Source organism: Luteimonas sp. R10 (assembly GCF_045689605.1).
Lineage (GTDB): Bacteria > Pseudomonadota > Gammaproteobacteria > Xanthomonadales > Xanthomonadaceae > Luteimonas.
Window position 1 is genome coordinate 2,399,340 of record NZ_CP141262.1, and the last position, 15,533, is coordinate 2,414,872.

At 69.0% G+C, this 15,533-nt stretch carries 13 protein-coding genes and 1 tRNA gene; 8 read left to right on the plus strand and 6 right to left on the minus strand.

The annotated features are described in order from the left end of the window. The first annotated feature begins 2 nt into the window (after positions 1 to 2). From U3649_RS10445 to U3649_RS10470, 6 genes are all read left to right on the plus strand, one after another. A complete protein-coding gene (locus U3649_RS10445) occupies positions 3 to 326 on the plus strand; it encodes a hypothetical protein (RefSeq protein WP_407351273.1) in 324 nt (107 codons plus the stop codon). An 83-nt stretch (positions 327 to 409) separates the two neighbouring features. Beyond that, complete coding sequence (locus tag U3649_RS10450) at positions 410 to 1,363, plus strand: T6SS immunity protein Tli4 family protein (RefSeq protein WP_407351274.1); 954 nt, start codon at positions 410 to 412, stop codon at positions 1,361 to 1,363. Between the two features lie 103 nt (positions 1,364 to 1,466). Then, a complete protein-coding gene (locus tag U3649_RS10455; protein WP_407351275.1) occupies positions 1,467 to 1,664 on the plus strand; it encodes a hypothetical protein in 198 nt (65 codons plus the stop codon). A 284-nt stretch (positions 1,665 to 1,948) separates the two neighbouring features. Beyond that, on the plus strand, positions 1,949 to 2,401 hold the full coding sequence (gene yiaA / locus U3649_RS10460) for an inner membrane protein YiaA (protein WP_407351276.1): 453 nt from the start codon (positions 1,949 to 1,951) through the stop codon (positions 2,399 to 2,401). A gap of 189 nt (positions 2,402 to 2,590) precedes the next feature. Continuing rightward, positions 2,591 to 6,793 (plus strand): autotransporter domain-containing protein, encoded by a 4,203-nt coding sequence (locus tag U3649_RS10465; protein ID WP_407351277.1) that lies wholly within the window; start codon positions 2,591 to 2,593, stop codon positions 6,791 to 6,793. A gap of 446 nt (positions 6,794 to 7,239) precedes the next feature. Next, positions 7,240 to 8,718, plus strand: a complete 1,479-nt coding sequence (locus U3649_RS10470; RefSeq protein ID WP_407351278.1) for a DHA2 family efflux MFS transporter permease subunit — start codon at positions 7,240 to 7,242, stop codon at positions 8,716 to 8,718. Between the two features lie 29 nt (positions 8,719 to 8,747). Here U3649_RS10470 and U3649_RS10475 read toward each other — a convergent pair. From U3649_RS10475 to U3649_RS10485, 3 genes are all read right to left on the minus strand, one after another. After that, positions 8,748 to 8,834: transfer RNA gene (locus U3649_RS10475), tRNA-Leu, on the minus strand. 51 nt (positions 8,835 to 8,885) lie between these two features. Further along, on the minus strand, positions 8,886 to 9,338 hold the full coding sequence (locus U3649_RS10480) for a DUF2214 family protein (RefSeq protein ID WP_407351279.1): 453 nt from the start codon (positions 9,336 to 9,338) through the stop codon (positions 8,886 to 8,888). A 127-nt stretch (positions 9,339 to 9,465) separates the two neighbouring features. Beyond that, complete coding sequence (locus tag U3649_RS10485) at positions 9,466 to 10,059, minus strand: cysteine dioxygenase (protein ID WP_407351280.1); 594 nt, start codon at positions 10,057 to 10,059, stop codon at positions 9,466 to 9,468. Between the two features lie 583 nt (positions 10,060 to 10,642). Here U3649_RS10485 and asnB point away from each other — a divergent pair. Then, the gene (asnB, locus tag U3649_RS10490; protein WP_407351281.1) at positions 10,643 to 12,367 is read left to right on the plus strand and encodes an asparagine synthase B; all 1,725 of its coding nucleotides are present in this window, start codon (positions 10,643 to 10,645) and stop codon (positions 12,365 to 12,367) included. A gap of 34 nt (positions 12,368 to 12,401) precedes the next feature. On the opposite strand, the gene U3649_RS10495 is transcribed toward asnB, so the two are convergent. Further along, positions 12,402 to 12,983 (minus strand): cysteine hydrolase family protein, encoded by a 582-nt coding sequence (locus U3649_RS10495; protein ID WP_407351282.1) that lies wholly within the window; start codon positions 12,981 to 12,983, stop codon positions 12,402 to 12,404. Continuing rightward, on the minus strand, positions 12,980 to 13,360 hold the full coding sequence (locus U3649_RS10500) for an antibiotic biosynthesis monooxygenase family protein (RefSeq protein ID WP_407351283.1): 381 nt from the start codon (positions 13,358 to 13,360) through the stop codon (positions 12,980 to 12,982). Before U3649_RS10500 ends, U3649_RS10495 begins: the two co-directional genes overlap by 4 nt. A 95-nt stretch (positions 13,361 to 13,455) precedes the next feature. Between U3649_RS10500 and U3649_RS10505 the strand changes: the two genes are divergently transcribed. After that, positions 13,456 to 13,887, plus strand: coding sequence for an Lrp/AsnC family transcriptional regulator (locus tag U3649_RS10505; RefSeq protein WP_407351284.1), 432 nt, complete (start codon positions 13,456 to 13,458; stop codon positions 13,885 to 13,887). 289 nt (positions 13,888 to 14,176) lie between these two features. Here U3649_RS10505 and U3649_RS10510 read toward each other — a convergent pair whose 3' ends face one another. Beyond that, positions 14,177 to 15,526 carry a dihydrolipoyl dehydrogenase family protein gene (locus tag U3649_RS10510; RefSeq protein WP_407351285.1) on the minus strand — a complete coding sequence of 450 codons (1,350 nt, stop codon included), beginning with the start codon at positions 15,524 to 15,526 and terminating at the stop codon, positions 14,177 to 14,179. Positions 15,527 to 15,533: the final 7 nt, after the last annotated feature.

Sequence of the window (15,533 nt, forward strand, 5' to 3'; positions counted from 1 at the left end):
TGATGTCGCAATGGATCGAGGACCGGAATCGCGATGTCGGAAATCCGTCGACGTGGCAGTTCGCCGGTACGCCAACAGATAGCGAACGGAACCTAAGAAACGCGCAGGGAGAGTTGCGCATGAGCATCCAGCCTCCCGGCGACTCGGGCGATGGCACGGTGCCTGCCGTCGCCTCCGGCGCGCAATTGCTCAGAGCCAGCGGTTGTCAGCTCGTGTGCCGACAGGCTGGATACGACCATCAGGGCAGCTACAACCACATGGACGTAAGGTTGTCAGTGCTGGACAACATCGTCAGGCTCGTCGCGCCGGTTGCAGTGGTTCGATGAGGCGCCTTCGCACCCTCCGTTTCACTTGGCTGGCTCTGCTGCTCTTGGGATGTCGGCCTCCAGCACAAGTCATGGATGTAAGTATGAGCCCCATTCCGTTGAGTCCCGTCTGCATCGGCCGGATGCTGGTTGACGTGCCGACACAGGCAGAGTTCCGCTGGGTACAGGAGACCGATGTCCGGTTCACTCGAGTTCCGGCAGTAACTCAGCCCGAGTTCGAGTCGCATGTGCTGCGCGAGGAGGAATTGCTTCGTGCGAAGCCGCACAGGATCGAGGGGTCCCTGCTTTCGGAGGTGAAGGTGCCGGAGCCCGGCTGGCGGGTGCTGTTCCATCGCAATAATGAGCTAGACCAGATCGGCCATCGGGTAAGGGGGTACGCATGGCGGGACGGTGTTGGATACGCAATCGACACCGTCAAATACGACCGGGAGCAGTTCAGTGAAGTCGCCGCGACGCTTACAGGCAGCATTCCGCGGTTGGTTCCAATCGATAATGCTCGCCCGACATCGATCCCCTCGTCGGGTCCAGGCTTTTGCATCGACGGGGCCTTGGCCGATCCGGTGCCGGCGCGGATTATGGTTGGAGTGAGCATCGAATCGTTCGGATGGAAAGGCGTTTCGATCGGCGTCGGTACTAGCGAACGCTTGGGAAAAGCAGAAAAGACCGGAGGCTCGGGGCCGCTTTCTGCGTTCGATGACTTCGAAGAAGTCGAGCGCGGGTATCGTGAACGGATGAAGTACGACGACGAGGACGCGGTAGAGTCTTTCGATAGGCTCCGAAAGCGCGAGGTGGCCGTGGGTGGGATTCCGGGGCAGGAAACCGCTTACAAGGTCGAAACCAGGGCCGGCAGCGTGAAATACGGATTCGCATGGAAATCTTTGCCGCAGGAGTCGTCCCCTGTGAGGTTTTCGTTCCAGCTCGAGGCCGGCGCAGACGAATATGTCCTGGACTATGCGCCGCCGCCAGAGGCAACGGATCTGTTCGCTCTCTGGGATGCCATGCTTGCGTCGCTGCGCCAGAGGCCCGGCGCGTACTGAAGACGTCGGCCGCGAAGGCGGGATCGCACGAATGAGTCCGACGCTCCGGCACATCGTTTTCTGCCACGCGCTGGCGTTAGCCGCGCTGCTTTCCGGCTGCTGCATGCATGGATCCACCCAGACGCCGCGCAGCCGCTGGGTGCCGGAAACCGCGCAGGCACAGGCGGTATCGGCGGACGAGGCGTTGCTGCAGTGCGCGCAGGAGCGTACGCACGGCAGCAAGCAGGCGTGCATGCAGGCCGGCGGCTATCGTCATGAGCGGTACCAGGCGCGAGTGTGCAAGCAGGCGTCCTTGTTCTGAGTGCCGTACGGTCGCCGGCTGGCCGAAAACAGATCGCAGGCGCGCGTCGAGGTGGTAGGCGACGCCGACCGTCTCGAACGCCCTTGGCGCCCGTGCTCGACGATGGCGCCGGTGCCCGCTTCAACCGCGGTGCGTCGCTGCCGGCGACCAGGCTGCTTCCTTTCCCGCTTGGCCACAGTCCTATAGACCTCGAATCGGAACGAGCAAATGCTGCAGCTGTAGAGCAGTATCATCGTCTCGCAACCCTCTCAGCCGCCCAGGCGTGCCATGAACCGGAGTACATGATGGACATAAGTCAAAGCAAGCCTTCCCCCGCCTTCATCGGCGCCTCCTGGGTCGCGCTCGGCCTGGGCATGACGGCCTACCTGGTCGGGCTGTGGAACGCCGAGATGCTGCTCAACGAGAAGGGCTACTACTTCACACTGCTGCTGTACGGGCTGTTCGCCGCGGTGTCGGTGCAGAAGAGCGTGCGCGACCGGATGGAAGGCATTCCGGTGACCAACATCTATTACGGCCTGTCGTGGTTCGCGGTGATCTCGGCGCTGCTGCTGCTGTTCGTCGGATTGTGGAATGCGGAGTTGGCGTTGAGCGAAAAAGGCTTCTACGGAATGTCGTACGCGTTGAGCCTGTTCGCGGCGATCGCGGTGCAGAAGAACACCCGCGACAGCCTGCGGGCCGATCCGGAGGGGCAGGCAGCCGGCCTGTTCCGTCGCCGGGAGCCGGATGCGGACGCCTAGGCGCAGCGCCCGAGCCACGATCACCGGGCGAATCGGTGCTACATTGCCGGCCACGTCAGCTGCCTCGGGGAGAGGCGCGGCGCGGGAAGGGTGATATCGCCGCCGGTACCCGCGCCGGCACCGCGGATGGCGTCGCCGCCTCAGGGGCGCGCCGCCATGGTGAAGGGACCACTGGGGGAGGGGAACGCGATGTATCGAGATCTGGCCGGACGGCTCCGTTATGCACTGCTCCTGGGCTTGCTGGGATTCGCCTGCTGGGCGCCGCAGGCGGCGGCGTCCTCGTTTTGCCAACTGATCAACAGTCCCGACGGCACGCCGCGCACCGGTAGCGTGGAGCCCAACCAAAACGTCAACATCAACGGCCCCGACTCGTGGGCGAACAATGCCGGCGACAAGGTCACGGTGGAGATCTCCAATCCCACTGGACTTCAAACGAGGGGAACGTTCACCGGCGGCGGCTTGCACATTTCCTTCTTCGAGCCAGGCGTGTTCGAAGGGACGTCTTCGGACTATTACAGGGGCGGTGGCGGCACCATCTACATCAACTCCCAGGAAGGAGGGTTCGACTACACCATCAGCTGCGAATCCGCGCTGCCGGTGCTGGCCAGCGTGACCCCCGGCAGCGGCGGTGCGGGTACCACCGTGACGCTGGGCGGGCAGGCGCTGTACGGTTTGGCGGACGAGGTGGCAGTCACCATCGGCGGCGTCGCGGCCACCATCACCAACAACATCGGCACCTCGATCACCGCGACCGTGCCCGCCGGCCTCGCCGCCGGTAGCCACGACGTGACCGTCACCACCGAGGCCGGCGCTTCCACGCTGCCCGACGCGTTCACCGTCCTGGCCGCCAACCAGCCGCCGGTCAACAGCGTGCCCGGCAGCCAGACCGTGGAGCAGGATGGCGCCCTGGTGTTCTCCGGCGGCAACGGCAACCCGATCTCGGTCAGCGATCCCGATGCCGGCAGCGGCAACGTGCTGGTGGAACTGGCAGCGACCAACGGCCTGATCACGCTCGGGAGCACGACCTGGCTCACCTTCTTTGCGGGCGACGGCGCCGACGATGCATCCATGATGTTCGAGGGCTCGCTCTCGGACATCAATGCCGCCCTGAATGGGACGACGTACACGCCCACGCTCGGTTACAGCGGCCCGGCCTCGCTGCAGATCACCAGCAACGACCTCGAAAACACGGGCAGCGGCGGCGCGATGAGCGATACCGATACGGTCGCGATCACCGTGCTGGCGACCGACGCCGAGCCGCCCGTTGTGACCGCGATCGACCGCGTCGACGCTTCCCCCACCAACGCCGACAGCGTGCGCTACGCGGTGTCCTTCTCCGAGGCCGTCACCGGTGTCGACGCCGCTGACTTCTCGGTGACCGCCACGGGAACGGCGACCGGCGCCGTTGCTCTGGTCGCGACCACTGATTCCATCCTCTACACCGTCACCGTCAATGGCGTCGGCGGCGATGGCACCCTGCGCCTGGACGTCAACGGCAGCGACACCGGCATCATCGATGTCGCCGGCAACCCCGCGGCCGGCTTCACTGGCGGACAGGCGTACATCGTCGACGACGTCGCGCCCGTGGTGACGTCGGTCAGCGTGCCGGCCAACGGTCGCTACTTGGCGGGTGACGCGCTCGACTTCACCGTTCACCTGAGCGAGACGGTCGTCGTCGACACCGCCGGTGGCACCCCTTACCTGGAACTGACGGTGGGTTCCGCGCCGCAGCAGGTGAGTTATGTGTCGGGCTCCGGCACCGGTGCGCTCGCCTTCCGCTATATCGTGCAGGCCGACGACCGCGACTACGACGGTGTGATGCTGGGCACGACCATCGTCGACAACGGCGGGACCTTGCGCGATGCGACGGGGAACGACACCGCCCCCGCGCTCAACGCCGTGGGCAACACGAGCGGCGTGCTGGTGGGGACAGGCGAGCAGACCATCACCTTCGGCGCACAGGCGGCGCAGGCATTCGCACCGGGCGGCACGTTCGCGCTGGACCCGGTGGCGACGGCCAGCAGCGGTTTGCCGGTGAGCTACGGCACCCAGACCGCCGACGTCTGCACGATCAGCGGCACCACGGTGACGATGCAGTCGGCCGGCACCTGCACCATCGCCGCCGACCAGGCGGGCAACGACGACTACGCGGCCGCGCCGACGGTGACGCAGGACATCGCGATCGGCCAGGCGGCGCAGGCGATCACCGCGTTCGCCGCCGATCCGGCGGCGCCGGCGTTCGTGCCCGACGGCACGTTCGCGGTGTCGGCGACCGGCGGCGCGTCGGGCAACCCGGTGCTGTTCGGTACCGCGACGCCGACGGTCTGCACCGTCAGCGGCAGCACGGTGACGATGCAGTCGGCCGGCACCTGCACGGTGACCGCAGACCAGGCCGGCAACGACAACTACGGTGCGGCGCCGCAGGCGAGACTGGATGTCGTCATCGGCGCCGGCAGCCAGGCGATCACCTTCGGCGCGCAGGCGCCGCAGACGTTCGTCGCCGGCGGCACGTTCGCACTGGACCCGCCGGCGACCGCCAGCAGCGGGCTGCCGGTGAGCTACCGGACGCAGACCGCCGGCGTGTGCGCCATCAGCGACGCGACGGTGACGATGCAGTCGGCGGGCACCTGCACCATCGCCGCCGACCAGGCGGGCAACGACGACTACGCGGCCGCCGCGACCGTGACCCAGTCCATCGCCATCGGCAAGGCCGCGCAGGCGATTTCGCAGTTCGTCGCCAATCCGGACGCGCCGACCTACGCGGCGGGCGGCACGTTCGCGGTCTCGGCCACCGGCGGCGATTCCGGCAACCCGGTGGTCTTCGCCAGCACCTCGCCCGGGGTCTGCACCATCGAGGGCGCCACGGTGACGATGCTGTCGGCGGGGGCCTGCGCGCTCACCGCCGACCAGGCCGGCAACGACGACTACGCCGCGGCGCCGCAGGCCACGCTCGAGGTGGCGATCGCCGCGGCCACCCCGACGCTGACCTGGATCGAGGACCTGCAGAAGATCCTCGGCGATCCCGCCTTCGACCTGCCCGACCCCGACAGCGGCAGCACCGGCGCCTTCAGCTTCGCCAGCAGCAACACGGGGGTGGCGACGGTGAGCGGGCCCACGGTGACCATCGTCGGCACCGGTACGACGACACTGGTGGCCACGCAGGCGGCGGCGGGCAACTACACCGCGGCCACGGTGAGGCTGACGCTGACCGTGGCGACGCGCCCGGATCCGACACTCGACCCGGAAGTGGTGGGCGGCCTGCAGGCGCAGGTGGATGCCAGCGTGCGCTTCGCCAACGCCCAGCAGGACAACATCCGCGATCGCCTGCGCCAGCTGCGCGACGGGCGCGGCAATCCGTCGGCCAACAACCTGACGTTCAGCGCGAGCGCGGGCAGCGGTCCGGAATTGTCGCTCGGGACGGAACGGCTGGCCGGCGCCATGCCGACCCTGGCGCATGGCTGGGGCCTGTGGGTGGCCGGCACGATCTCGCTGGGCGAGCGCGACCACCGCAGCGGGTCCAGCGGTTTCGACTTCCGCAGCAATGGCCTCACCCTCGGCGTGGACCGTCTGTTCGGCCGGAACCTGGTCCTGGGCGTCGCCGGCGGCCTGGGCTGGAACGACACCGACTTCGACGATTCGCCCTCGCAGCAGGACGCGCGACAGCGCAGCATGGCGCTGTACGGCCTGTGGCGGGGCGATGGTCCGCTGTTCGTCGACGGCCAGCTGGGGCTGGGGCGGCTGGACTTCGATCTGTGGCGCTGGAGCGAGCCGGCCGATGCCACCGCGCAGGCAGGGCGCGAGGGCGACCAGCTGTACGGCGGCCTGACCGTCGGCTACGAACACGCCGGTGAACGCAGCCGCCTGGCCGGGTACGGACGCTACGACGCGAGCCACACCACGCTCGACGCCTACCGCGAAAGCGGACTGGGCATCTACGATCTCTCCTACGGCCGGCAGACCATCGACAACAGCACGCTGGCGCTGGGCGTGGAGGGCAGCTACCAGCTCAGGACGACCACGGTGTCGCTGCGCCCGTACTGGTCGCTCGAGTACCGGCAGGCGCTGGAGAACCGCGGCGATGCGCGGTTGAACTACGTGGTGCAGCCGGTGACGCAGGATTACCTGCTGGGCATGCGCAGCTACAGCGACGACACCCTGGCCCTCGGCGCCGGATTGGACGTCGACCTGGACTCGGGATGGAACCTGTCGTTCCTGCTGCGGCGCGAACAGTCCTCGGGGATCGGCTCCGCCAGCAGCTTCGGCCTGCGGGTCTCCTACGGGCAGGCATTGGGTGCGGACATGGCGACGCGTGGCGGTGCAGGGTATGTCACGCCCGGGATCGATCCCTTCCGGGCGATCGACCCGCAGACCGGCCTGCCGCTGCAACCCTGATGGCAGCGGATCGCGGGCGGCGGGGCGTGCAAGCGTGACCCGCCGATCCGTATGGCCAGCCCCTGGGTGGCAGGCGCCGGGCATCGCGCCCCGATTCGCCCTGGCCGGCAAGGCGCACCCGGCAGTCGAGCAGGCGTTGAGCGACAACATTACCTGTGAGGCGCGCATTGAGCCGGTTCGCGGCGATCGCGGTGTAGAAGAACCCGCGGCAGCCTGCGAGTCGACCCGGAGGGTCGATGGTCGCGCCGACGTTCCGGTGCAGGCCATGTTGCGACGTGGAGGCGCGGCGGTGCTCGATGGCCGGACAGAAGCCTCGACTGGAGTGCGTCGATTCCGCTACCGCCCGATCGTCGTCCACAGTACGCGGCGCTTCGTGCCCGCGTGCAACGACCGACGCGGTAGCGCGTCCGGCACCGCATTTCCAGGAAAACAAGACAGGACGATCCATGCAAACCGCCCCCGACCAGCCTTCTTCCCCCGCCTCCGCGCCCGGTGCCCGCGATCACCGCTGGCACGCGCTGATCGTCGTCTGCCTCGGCGTGCTGATGATCGTGCTCGACACCACCGTGGTGAACGTGGCCCTGCCGTCGATCAAGACCGACCTGGCCTTCTCCGAGGCCGCGCTGGCGTGGGTGATCAACGCCTACATGCTCACCTTCGGCGGCTTCCTGCTGCTCGGCGGGCGGCTGGGCGACCTGTTCGGCCACCGTCGCCTGTTCCTGCTCGGGCTGGTGCTGTTCACCGCGGCCTCGCTGGCCTGCGGCTTGGCCGGCTCGCAGACCTTCCTGGTGGTGGCGCGCGCGGTGCAGGGGCTGGGCGGCGCGGTGGTGATGGCGGTGGCGCTGTCGTTGATCATGACGCTGTTCACCGAACCCGGCGAGCGCGCCAGGGCGATGGGCGTGTACAGCTTCGTCTGCGCCGGCGGCGGCAGCGTCGGGCTGCTGCTGGGCGGCGTGCTGACGGACCTGCTGTCCTGGCACTGGATCTTCCTGATCAACATTCCGATCGGGATCGCGGTCTTCGTCGCCTCGACCCGGCTGCTGCCGGGCCGCCACGCGGCGGGCGGCACGGGTCCGCTCGACGTCGTCGGCGCGCTGACGGTCACCACGGCGCTGATGCTGGCGGTGTACGCCGTGGTCAACGGCAACGAGGCCGGTTGGGGATCGGGCACGACGCTGGCGATGCTGGCGATCGCGGCCGCGCTGCTGGCGGCGTTCTTCGTGATCGAGTCGCGGGTGCGCGCGCCGCTGATGCCGCTGGCGATGCTGCGCCTGCGCAACGTCGCCACCGCCAACGTGGTCGGCGTGCTGTGGTCGGCGGCGATGTTCGCCTGGTTCTTCCTCTCGGCGCTGTACCTGCAGCTGGTGCTCGGCTACAGCCCGATGCGGGTGGGGCTGGCATTCCTGCCCGGCAACCTGATCATGGCGGCCTTCTCGCTGGGCCTGTCGGCGCGGCTGGTGATGCGCTTCGGCGTGCGCCTGCCGCTGTCCGCCGGCCTGTTGCTCGCTGCGGTCGGGCTGGCGCTGTTCGCGCGCGCGCCGGTCGACGGACATTACGTCGCCGACGTGCTGCCCGCCATGCTGCTGCTGGGGATCGGTGCGGGCATGGCCTTCAACCCCATGCTGCTGGCGGCGATGAGCGACGTCGAGCCGGACCAGGCCGGACTGGCCTCGGGCGTGGCCAACACGTCGTTCATGATGGGCGGTGCGCTCGGCCTGGCGGTGCTGGCGAGCGCCGCGGCCGCGAGCAGCGACGGCCTGCTGGCGGCGGGCGCGGAACGCGTCGCCGCCCTGGCCGGCGGCTACGGCACCGCCTTCCTGGCGGGTGCGTGCTTTGCCGCGGTGGCGGGCATCGCAGGGGGATTGCTGCTGCGCACGCGCACGCCGGACAAGGCGCCGGGCGAGCCGGCCCTGGCGGCGTCCTGATTCCGGGCCGGTTGGACCTGCATGCGTTCTGGTGCCGAAGGTGGGACTCGAACCCACACGCTTTTTACGGCGGCGGATTTTGAGTCCGCTGCGTCTACCGATTCCGCCACTTCGGCGCGGGCGCAGAGTATAGCCGAGGCCGGCGCGTCGGTTGACTGGGGGCGGCTTCAGAATCCGCCGTAGCGGGCCATGGCGGCGGCGAGGACGAAGATCGCCGCGATCAGCGCCAGCTGCAGGCGGACGAAGCCGCGCATGCGGGCCAGTTCCGCCGCGGCGGGGATGAAGCCGGGATCGGCCCGCAATGCCTTGCGCCAGCGCAGGACGCGCAGGGTCGGGACCACGGACAGCGCGGCGACCAGCAGGAAGGCGCCGAATTTGGCGTGGAACCACGGATTGTGCAGGTAGTACTGCCAGCCCTTGATCCCGTAGAGCAGGCGCAGCCCGCCGACGATCAGCAGCAGCACCGCGCTCATGCCGTAGCCGGCATCGATCCCGGCGAGGCGGCGGACCGCCGCGGCGTCGACGGCGCCGCGCAGGATCGCCGATTCCAGGACCAGCATGGCGACCAGGCCGAAGATCAGCAGGTGGTGGGCGGCGGCGAGGAAGAGATCGAGGAGCATGGCGGCGGGACCGTGGAAGCCGGCGTCAGTCTAGGCGGAGGCCCGGGCAGCGACAGGTGCCGGAAGGCACTTCTGGCTGCGGGCGGGTCGCCCGCCACCCGGTCCGCGACGGGGAGGCGGCTCGCCCTCAGGCGGCGCGGTCGACGCTCAGGCAGGCTTCGGTGCGCCGATACCATTCGCCCTGCTCGTGCACGAACTTGGCGCAGTGGTTCATCGGCGCCTTGTAGATGTGCACCGAGACCGCGACGCTGCGTTCGCTGACGTTGCCGATGGTGTGGTACTCGTGTGGCGGGATCAGGCTGCCGGCGCTGCCGGCGCCGGCCTGCAGGCCGCCGGCGGCACGGAAGCGGAAGCGGTCGCCGTCCCGCTCCAGGAGCTCGAACTGCGTGATCTCCAGTTCGCCGTCCCAGACGCCTTCCACGCACCACAGCCCGCAGTGGTCGTGCACCGGGGTGCCCTGGCCGGGGCCCCAAGTCATGGCGACGATGCTGTAGCCGTGCTCGGGGCTGCGGTAGATCTCGCGGCGGGCGTAATGGTCGGCGATCGGCTCGTACACGCAGTCGGGCAGGCGCACGTCCGGATCGCGGATCATCGCGCACAGGGCGTTGCGCAGGGCGGCGGTGACGGCGTGCTCGTCGCCCTGGGCGACGGCCGCGTCCACCGCGGCGATCAACTTGTCGTGGCCGTCGAAGGAAACGTCGGGTCGGGCGTCTGCGGTCATAGGGGCATTCTAAGCCTGATGCGGCGGCGCTGCCCAAACCCCGCAGCGGCGCGGCGGAGCGCGGCGAATCTCCGGTGCCGCAGTACCCCGCGGCCCGGAGATCGGCCCCCCTTGTGGGAGCGACGGGAGTCGCGACGACTGCCGGCACCAGCGCCCTGTCGCGACTCCCGTCGCTCCCACAGGGATTCCGCAGGATCTCCAGGGATTCCGCAGGGTCTCCAGGAGCTCCGCAGAGTCTCCCCTGGGGGGTCCGCAAGCTCTCCCAGGGATCCCACAAGAGTCTCCCCTAGGATTTCGCAGGGTCGGCGGGCGCGACCGCTTGCAAGCCGCCCGGTCCCGGGTTAGCTTCGGTCCATGCCGTTCCACGCCGCCATCGTCCGTACTCCGCTCGACGCGAACAATCCGCGTTCGAATAATCATGCGCCCAAGCGGCGGGTCGGCGGACAGGTATAGGCGGCAATACAACCACCTGATCTTTCCGAAACCCGCGCACCGCGCGGGTTTTTTGCGTGGTGCACCCGGACCGCGTCCTCCCCCGGACGCGGATCGCGTTCCCGAACCACGACACGGAGAAACCCCCCCCATGTGCTCGATCCTCGGAATCTTCGGCCTGCAGGCCGGCGACGATGCCGCCGCGCTGCGCCGGCAGGCGCTGGAGCTGTCGCAGCGCCAGCGCCACCGCGGCCCCGACTGGAGCGGCGTGCACCTCGACGACGGCGCCATCCTGGTCCACGAACGCCTGGCGATCGTCGATCCGGCCGGCGGCGCGCAGCCGATCCGTTCGGCCGACGGCGAACTGGTGCTCGCGGTCAACGGCGAGATCTACAACCACGCCGAACTGCAGGTGGCGCTGCGGGCGCCCTGGGAGTTCCAGACCGGCTCCGACTGCGAGGTGATCAGCGCCCTCTACCGCGAGAGCGCCTCGGCAGGGGACGATCCGGCCGGGTTCCTCGAGCGCCTCAACGGCATCTTCGCCTTCGCCCTGTGGGACCGCGCGCGGGGCAGGGTGCTGATCGCCCGCGACCCGATCGGGGTGTGCCCGCTGTACTGGGGCCACGACCGCGAGGGCCGGCTGCGCGTGGCCTCGGAGATGAAGTCGCTGGCCGACAGCTGCGCCGACGTGGCGCAGTTTCCACCCGGGCACTACTACGACAGCGCGCTCTCGGAAGGCGGCAGCGGAGCAAGCTCCGCTCTACGGCGCTACTACGCGCCCGGCTGGCGCGACTACGACGCCGTGGAAGGCGTGGCGGTCTCGCCGGACGCGCTGCGCGAGGCATTCGAACGCGCCGTGCACCGCCAGCTGATGAGCGACGTGCCGTACGGCGTGCTGCTCTCCGGCGGTCTGGACTCCTCGCTGGTCGCCGCGGTCGCCGCACGCTATGCACGCCGACGTGTGGAGGACGACGACCGCAGCGAGGCCTGGTGGCCGCGCCTGCACTCGTTCGCCATCGGCCTGCGGGGCTCGCCCGACCTTGCCGCCGCCGAGATCGCCGCCGAGGCCATCGGCACCGTGCACCACGGTTTCGAGTACAGCTTCGAGGAAGGCCTGGACGCGCTGCCCGAGGTGATCCGCCACATCGAGACCTACGACGTCACCACCATCCGCGCCTCCACGCCCATGTACCTGCTGGCGCGGCGCATCAAGGCCATGGGCGTGAAGATGGTGCTCTCGGGCGAGGGCAGCGACGAGATCTTCGGTGGCTACCTGTACTTCCACAAGGCGCCCGACGCGCGCCAGTTCCACGAGGAACTGGTGCGCAAGCTGGACGCGCTGCACAACTACGACTGCCTGCGCGCCAACAAGTCGATGATGGCCTGGGGTGTGGAGCCGCGCGTGCCGTTCCTGGACCGCGAGTTCCTCGACGTGGCGATGCGGATGGATGCGAAACACAAGATGGTCGGCGCCGCAGGCAGCGGCCGCCGCATCGAGAAGGCGGTGCTGCGCGAGGCGTTCGAGGGCTACCTGCCCGAATCGATCCTGTGGCGGCAGAAGGAACAGTTCAGCGACGGCGTCGGCTACGGCTGGATCGACGGTCTCAAGGCCCATGCCGAGAATCACGTCAGCGACCGCGAACTCGCCGCCGCCGCGCGCCGCTTCCCCGTCAACCCGCCGCAGACCAAGGAGGCGTACCACTACCGCAGCCTGTTCGAGCAGTGCTTTCCCACGCCGGCCGCCGCGCAGACCGTGCCGGGCGGCAAGTCGATCGCCTGCTCGTCGCCGGCGGCGATCGCCTGGGACGCGGCATTCGCCGAAGCGGCCGATCCGTCGGGCCGGTCGGTGGAGGGGGTGCACGCCACCGCCTACTGAACCGTCTCGCCGCCGTCCGATCCCCGCCAAACGACTACGCGGCGCCGCTCGCGCCGTGCGGCAATGAGGCGAGGATCTCCTCGGTATCGACGACCCCTGCGAACTCGGCGCGCAGCGTCGCAAGGTGCGCGCGCTGGATGTCGTCGGCTGCGATCGTGCCGCCGGCGCCATCGGCCAGGTCGAAGCAGCAACAGGCATCGCCCACCACGGTCACGCGGTAGCCGAGGTTGGCACCGACCCGCGCCGTGGTCGACACGCACATGTCGGTGCTGATGCCGAACAGCACGATGCGTTCGATCCCGAGACGGCGCAGGCGCAGGTCGAGATCGGTGCCGATGAAGGCGGCGTTGACCGATTTGGCCACCAGCGCCTCGCCCGCCTGCGGCGCGAAGCCCACGTGGAAGCCATTGCCGGGGCGGCCCGGCGCCAGCGACGAGCCGGGCTGGACCGAATCGTGGCGCACGTGGATCAGCGGCAGGCCGTGCTCGCGCCACGCGGCGAGTAGGTGCAGGCCGTTGCCCTCCATCGCAGGATTGTTGCGGCGCGGCCACGGCGGGTCGTCGAAGCCGAGCTGGACGTCGATCGGGATCAGCGCCGTCCGCGTGTCGAGATTCATGCGTCCTCCTCCACAGCCGCGACCGGTGCCGCGTCGGCCGGACGGCCGCCGTAGGCACGCTCGACCCGGGCGATGCGCAACTGGTACTGCGCATACCAGTGCTCGCGGCCGTACTCGCGCGCGGCGCGGTGCTCGGCATGCTCGCGCCAGGCGGCGATCGCCGCCTCGTCGGTGAAATAGGCCACGGTGATGCCGAAGCCTCCGGCGTCCCGGGCGGACTCGGCGCCGAGGAAGCCGGGCTGCTCCTGCACCAGGTCGAACAGCCGCGCCGCGGCGGCGTCGTAGCCGGCGGGATCCGACCCGCTGCGCTGGGACGAGAAGATCACCGCGTAGTACGGCGGCGCGGGCAGGCGAGCGAAACCGGAGTCGTGCGGCATGGCGGGAAGCGGCGGTGGAGAGGACCGCACTGTGCCGCTCGCCGGCGCCGGCCTCAACCCGGCACAATGCCGTTCCCGCCGTTCGCCGTCCGCACATGAAGACCCTCGATGCGACCGACCGCAAGCTGATCGCGCTGCTGCAGGACAACGCGCGCCTGCCCACGGTGGCGCTGGCCAGGGCCGTCGGCCTGTCGCGCAGCGCGGTGCAGGAGCGTATCCAGCGGCTGGAGCGCTCCGGCGTGATCGCCCAGTACACGCTGCGCCTGGGCAAGGGCGATCCGCTGCAGGCCTGGCTGCTGCTGCGCCATGCCGAGGGTTTCAGCTGCGACGACGTGATGCCGCTGCTGCAGACGCTGCCGCAGGTAAGCCTGTGCCAGAGCGTGGTCGGCGAGACCGATCTGATGGTGCTGGTCGAGACCGCCGGCTCCGGGGAACTGTCCGACCTGCGCGAACGCATCGCGGCCTTCAAGGGCGTGGACGACGTGACCACGGTGCCGGTGCTGCGCACCGTGCTCGATCGGCGCTGAGCATCGGCGTTCGCAGCGGCCCGGTGCGTCGTCTCCGCTTCAGGACCGTACGCGCAGGGATCGAACGTCAAGCCGGTAACCCCCCGTTTCCGGACTTCTGCAGCCGGATGTGGCGCCGACGAGGTGTTGACGAGGCATCTCCTCATCGCTCCCGCGCAGGCGGGAGCAAGACTTCACGCGATCGGAGCGAAGGTCCAGGGATCTTCGATTCTCGCCCTCGCGTACAGCGTTCGGGCGTTCGAGACGGACGCGAGCCAGCGGCACGCAAACGCCCCGACCTGTCGATCCCTCATTCGACCATGTATGCGATATCCGATGCGGTCGTTGGATAGGCGAACATCGTGGTCGCCAACTGGCTTGCGGTCAGCCCGTGGCGAATGGCGAGCGCGAAGAGGTTGATCACCTCATCGGCGTGCGGGCCGACGAGATGCGCACCGAGCACGCGCCCGCTGTCTTCTTCGATCAGTACCTTGTGACCATAGACCGGTTCGGCGGCCTGCTTCGAGGTGAACCAGCTAGAAGCCCTCTGGCAGTTGACCCGGAACACGAGGCCCTGTTGCCTGGCCTCGGCCTCGGTCAATCCGACCGCGGCAATGGGCGGTACCGTGAACGCCACGCTGGGCACGCCCGTGTAGTCGGGCTTGGCGTGATTGCCCTGCAGCAGGTTCGCGGCCACCACCTTGGCGTCGTGGCCGGCTACCGGCGTCAGCGGTGGGCCCGCCTGGGCGCAGTCGCCGGCGGCATAGACCGCGGGATTGGAGGCGCTCTGCAGATACGCATTCAATTCGAGCCGCCCCTTGTCGTGCGCCACGCCGGCGGCTTCCAGGTCGAGCGCTTCGAGCGCCGGCGTGCGGCCCGCGGCATGGACGACCAGGTCGGCCTCGAACGTCGCCTTGCCGTTCGCCCCCGATGCGCCGACGCGGAACCCGGTGGCGGTTTTCTCGACCGCCTCGACTGTCATCCCGGTGTGGACCTTAATGCCGACTTCCCCGAACTTCTCCATCAGCCAGCCGACGAGTTCGGGCTCGAAGCGGGCGAGGATCCGTTCGCCGTGTTGCAGGATCGTCACCTCGGCGCCGGCCCGTGCAGCGAGATGGGAGAACTCGGCGGCGATGTAGCCGCCACCCACGAGCACGATCCGCGCGGGCAGTTCGTCGAGCTCGAGGAAGCCTTCGTTGGTGACCAGGTACTCCTCGCCGGGAATCCCCAATTTATGGGCCTCGGCGCCTGCCGCGATCAGGACGTGCCCGGCCTCGAGCGTTTCGCCATCGACATCGATCGCGTTCGGGCCGGTGAACCTGGCCTTCCCGCGGAAGACATCGATGCCTTCGTCGGCGTAATAGGCCTCCTGCTGGGCGGGAACGGGATCAGTAAAGCCACGCTTGAACGCCATGAGGCCGGGCCAGTCGATCCCAACGTTCCCGGCGACGCCCTTGTCGCCCATGCGCCGCACGTGGTCGATGGCGCTGGCGCCGCCTATCAGCACTTTCTTGGGGTCGCACCCGCGCAGAGCGCAGGTGCCACCGAAAGGGCGGAAATCGATGACGGCAACGCTCCAGCCGGCGGCCCGGACGCGCGTGGCGACCACCCTGGCGGCGGTGCCCGTGCCGATGACAACGAGCCTGTAGTGCTGTGCCATTTTCTTC

Coding starts and splice junctions, on each gene's coding strand:
- U3649_RS10445 (WP_407351273.1), top strand. CDS start 3: ATGTCGCAATGGATCGAGGACCGGAATCGCGATGTCGGAAATCCGTCG.
- U3649_RS10450 (WP_407351274.1), top strand. CDS start 410: ATGAGCCCCATTCCGTTGAGTCCCGTCTGCATCGGCCGGATGCTGGTT.
- U3649_RS10455 (WP_407351275.1), top strand. CDS start 1,467: ATGCATGGATCCACCCAGACGCCGCGCAGCCGCTGGGTGCCGGAAACC.
- yiaA (WP_407351276.1), top strand. CDS start 1,949: ATGGACATAAGTCAAAGCAAGCCTTCCCCCGCCTTCATCGGCGCCTCC.
- U3649_RS10465 (WP_407351277.1), top strand. CDS start 2,591: ATGTATCGAGATCTGGCCGGACGGCTCCGTTATGCACTGCTCCTGGGC.
- U3649_RS10470 (WP_407351278.1), top strand. CDS start 7,240: ATGCAAACCGCCCCCGACCAGCCTTCTTCCCCCGCCTCCGCGCCCGGT.
- U3649_RS10480 (WP_407351279.1), bottom strand. CDS start 9,338: ATGCTCCTCGATCTCTTCCTCGCCGCCGCCCACCACCTGCTGATCTTC.
- U3649_RS10485 (WP_407351280.1), bottom strand. CDS start 10,059: ATGACCGCAGACGCCCGACCCGACGTTTCCTTCGACGGCCACGACAAG.
- asnB (WP_407351281.1), top strand. CDS start 10,643: ATGTGCTCGATCCTCGGAATCTTCGGCCTGCAGGCCGGCGACGATGCC.
- U3649_RS10495 (WP_407351282.1), bottom strand. CDS start 12,983: ATGAATCTCGACACGCGGACGGCGCTGATCCCGATCGACGTCCAGCTC.
- U3649_RS10500 (WP_407351283.1), bottom strand. CDS start 13,360: ATGCCGCACGACTCCGGTTTCGCTCGCCTGCCCGCGCCGCCGTACTAC.
- U3649_RS10505 (WP_407351284.1), top strand. CDS start 13,456: ATGAAGACCCTCGATGCGACCGACCGCAAGCTGATCGCGCTGCTGCAG.
- U3649_RS10510 (WP_407351285.1), bottom strand. CDS start 15,526: ATGGCACAGCACTACAGGCTCGTTGTCATCGGCACGGGCACCGCCGCC.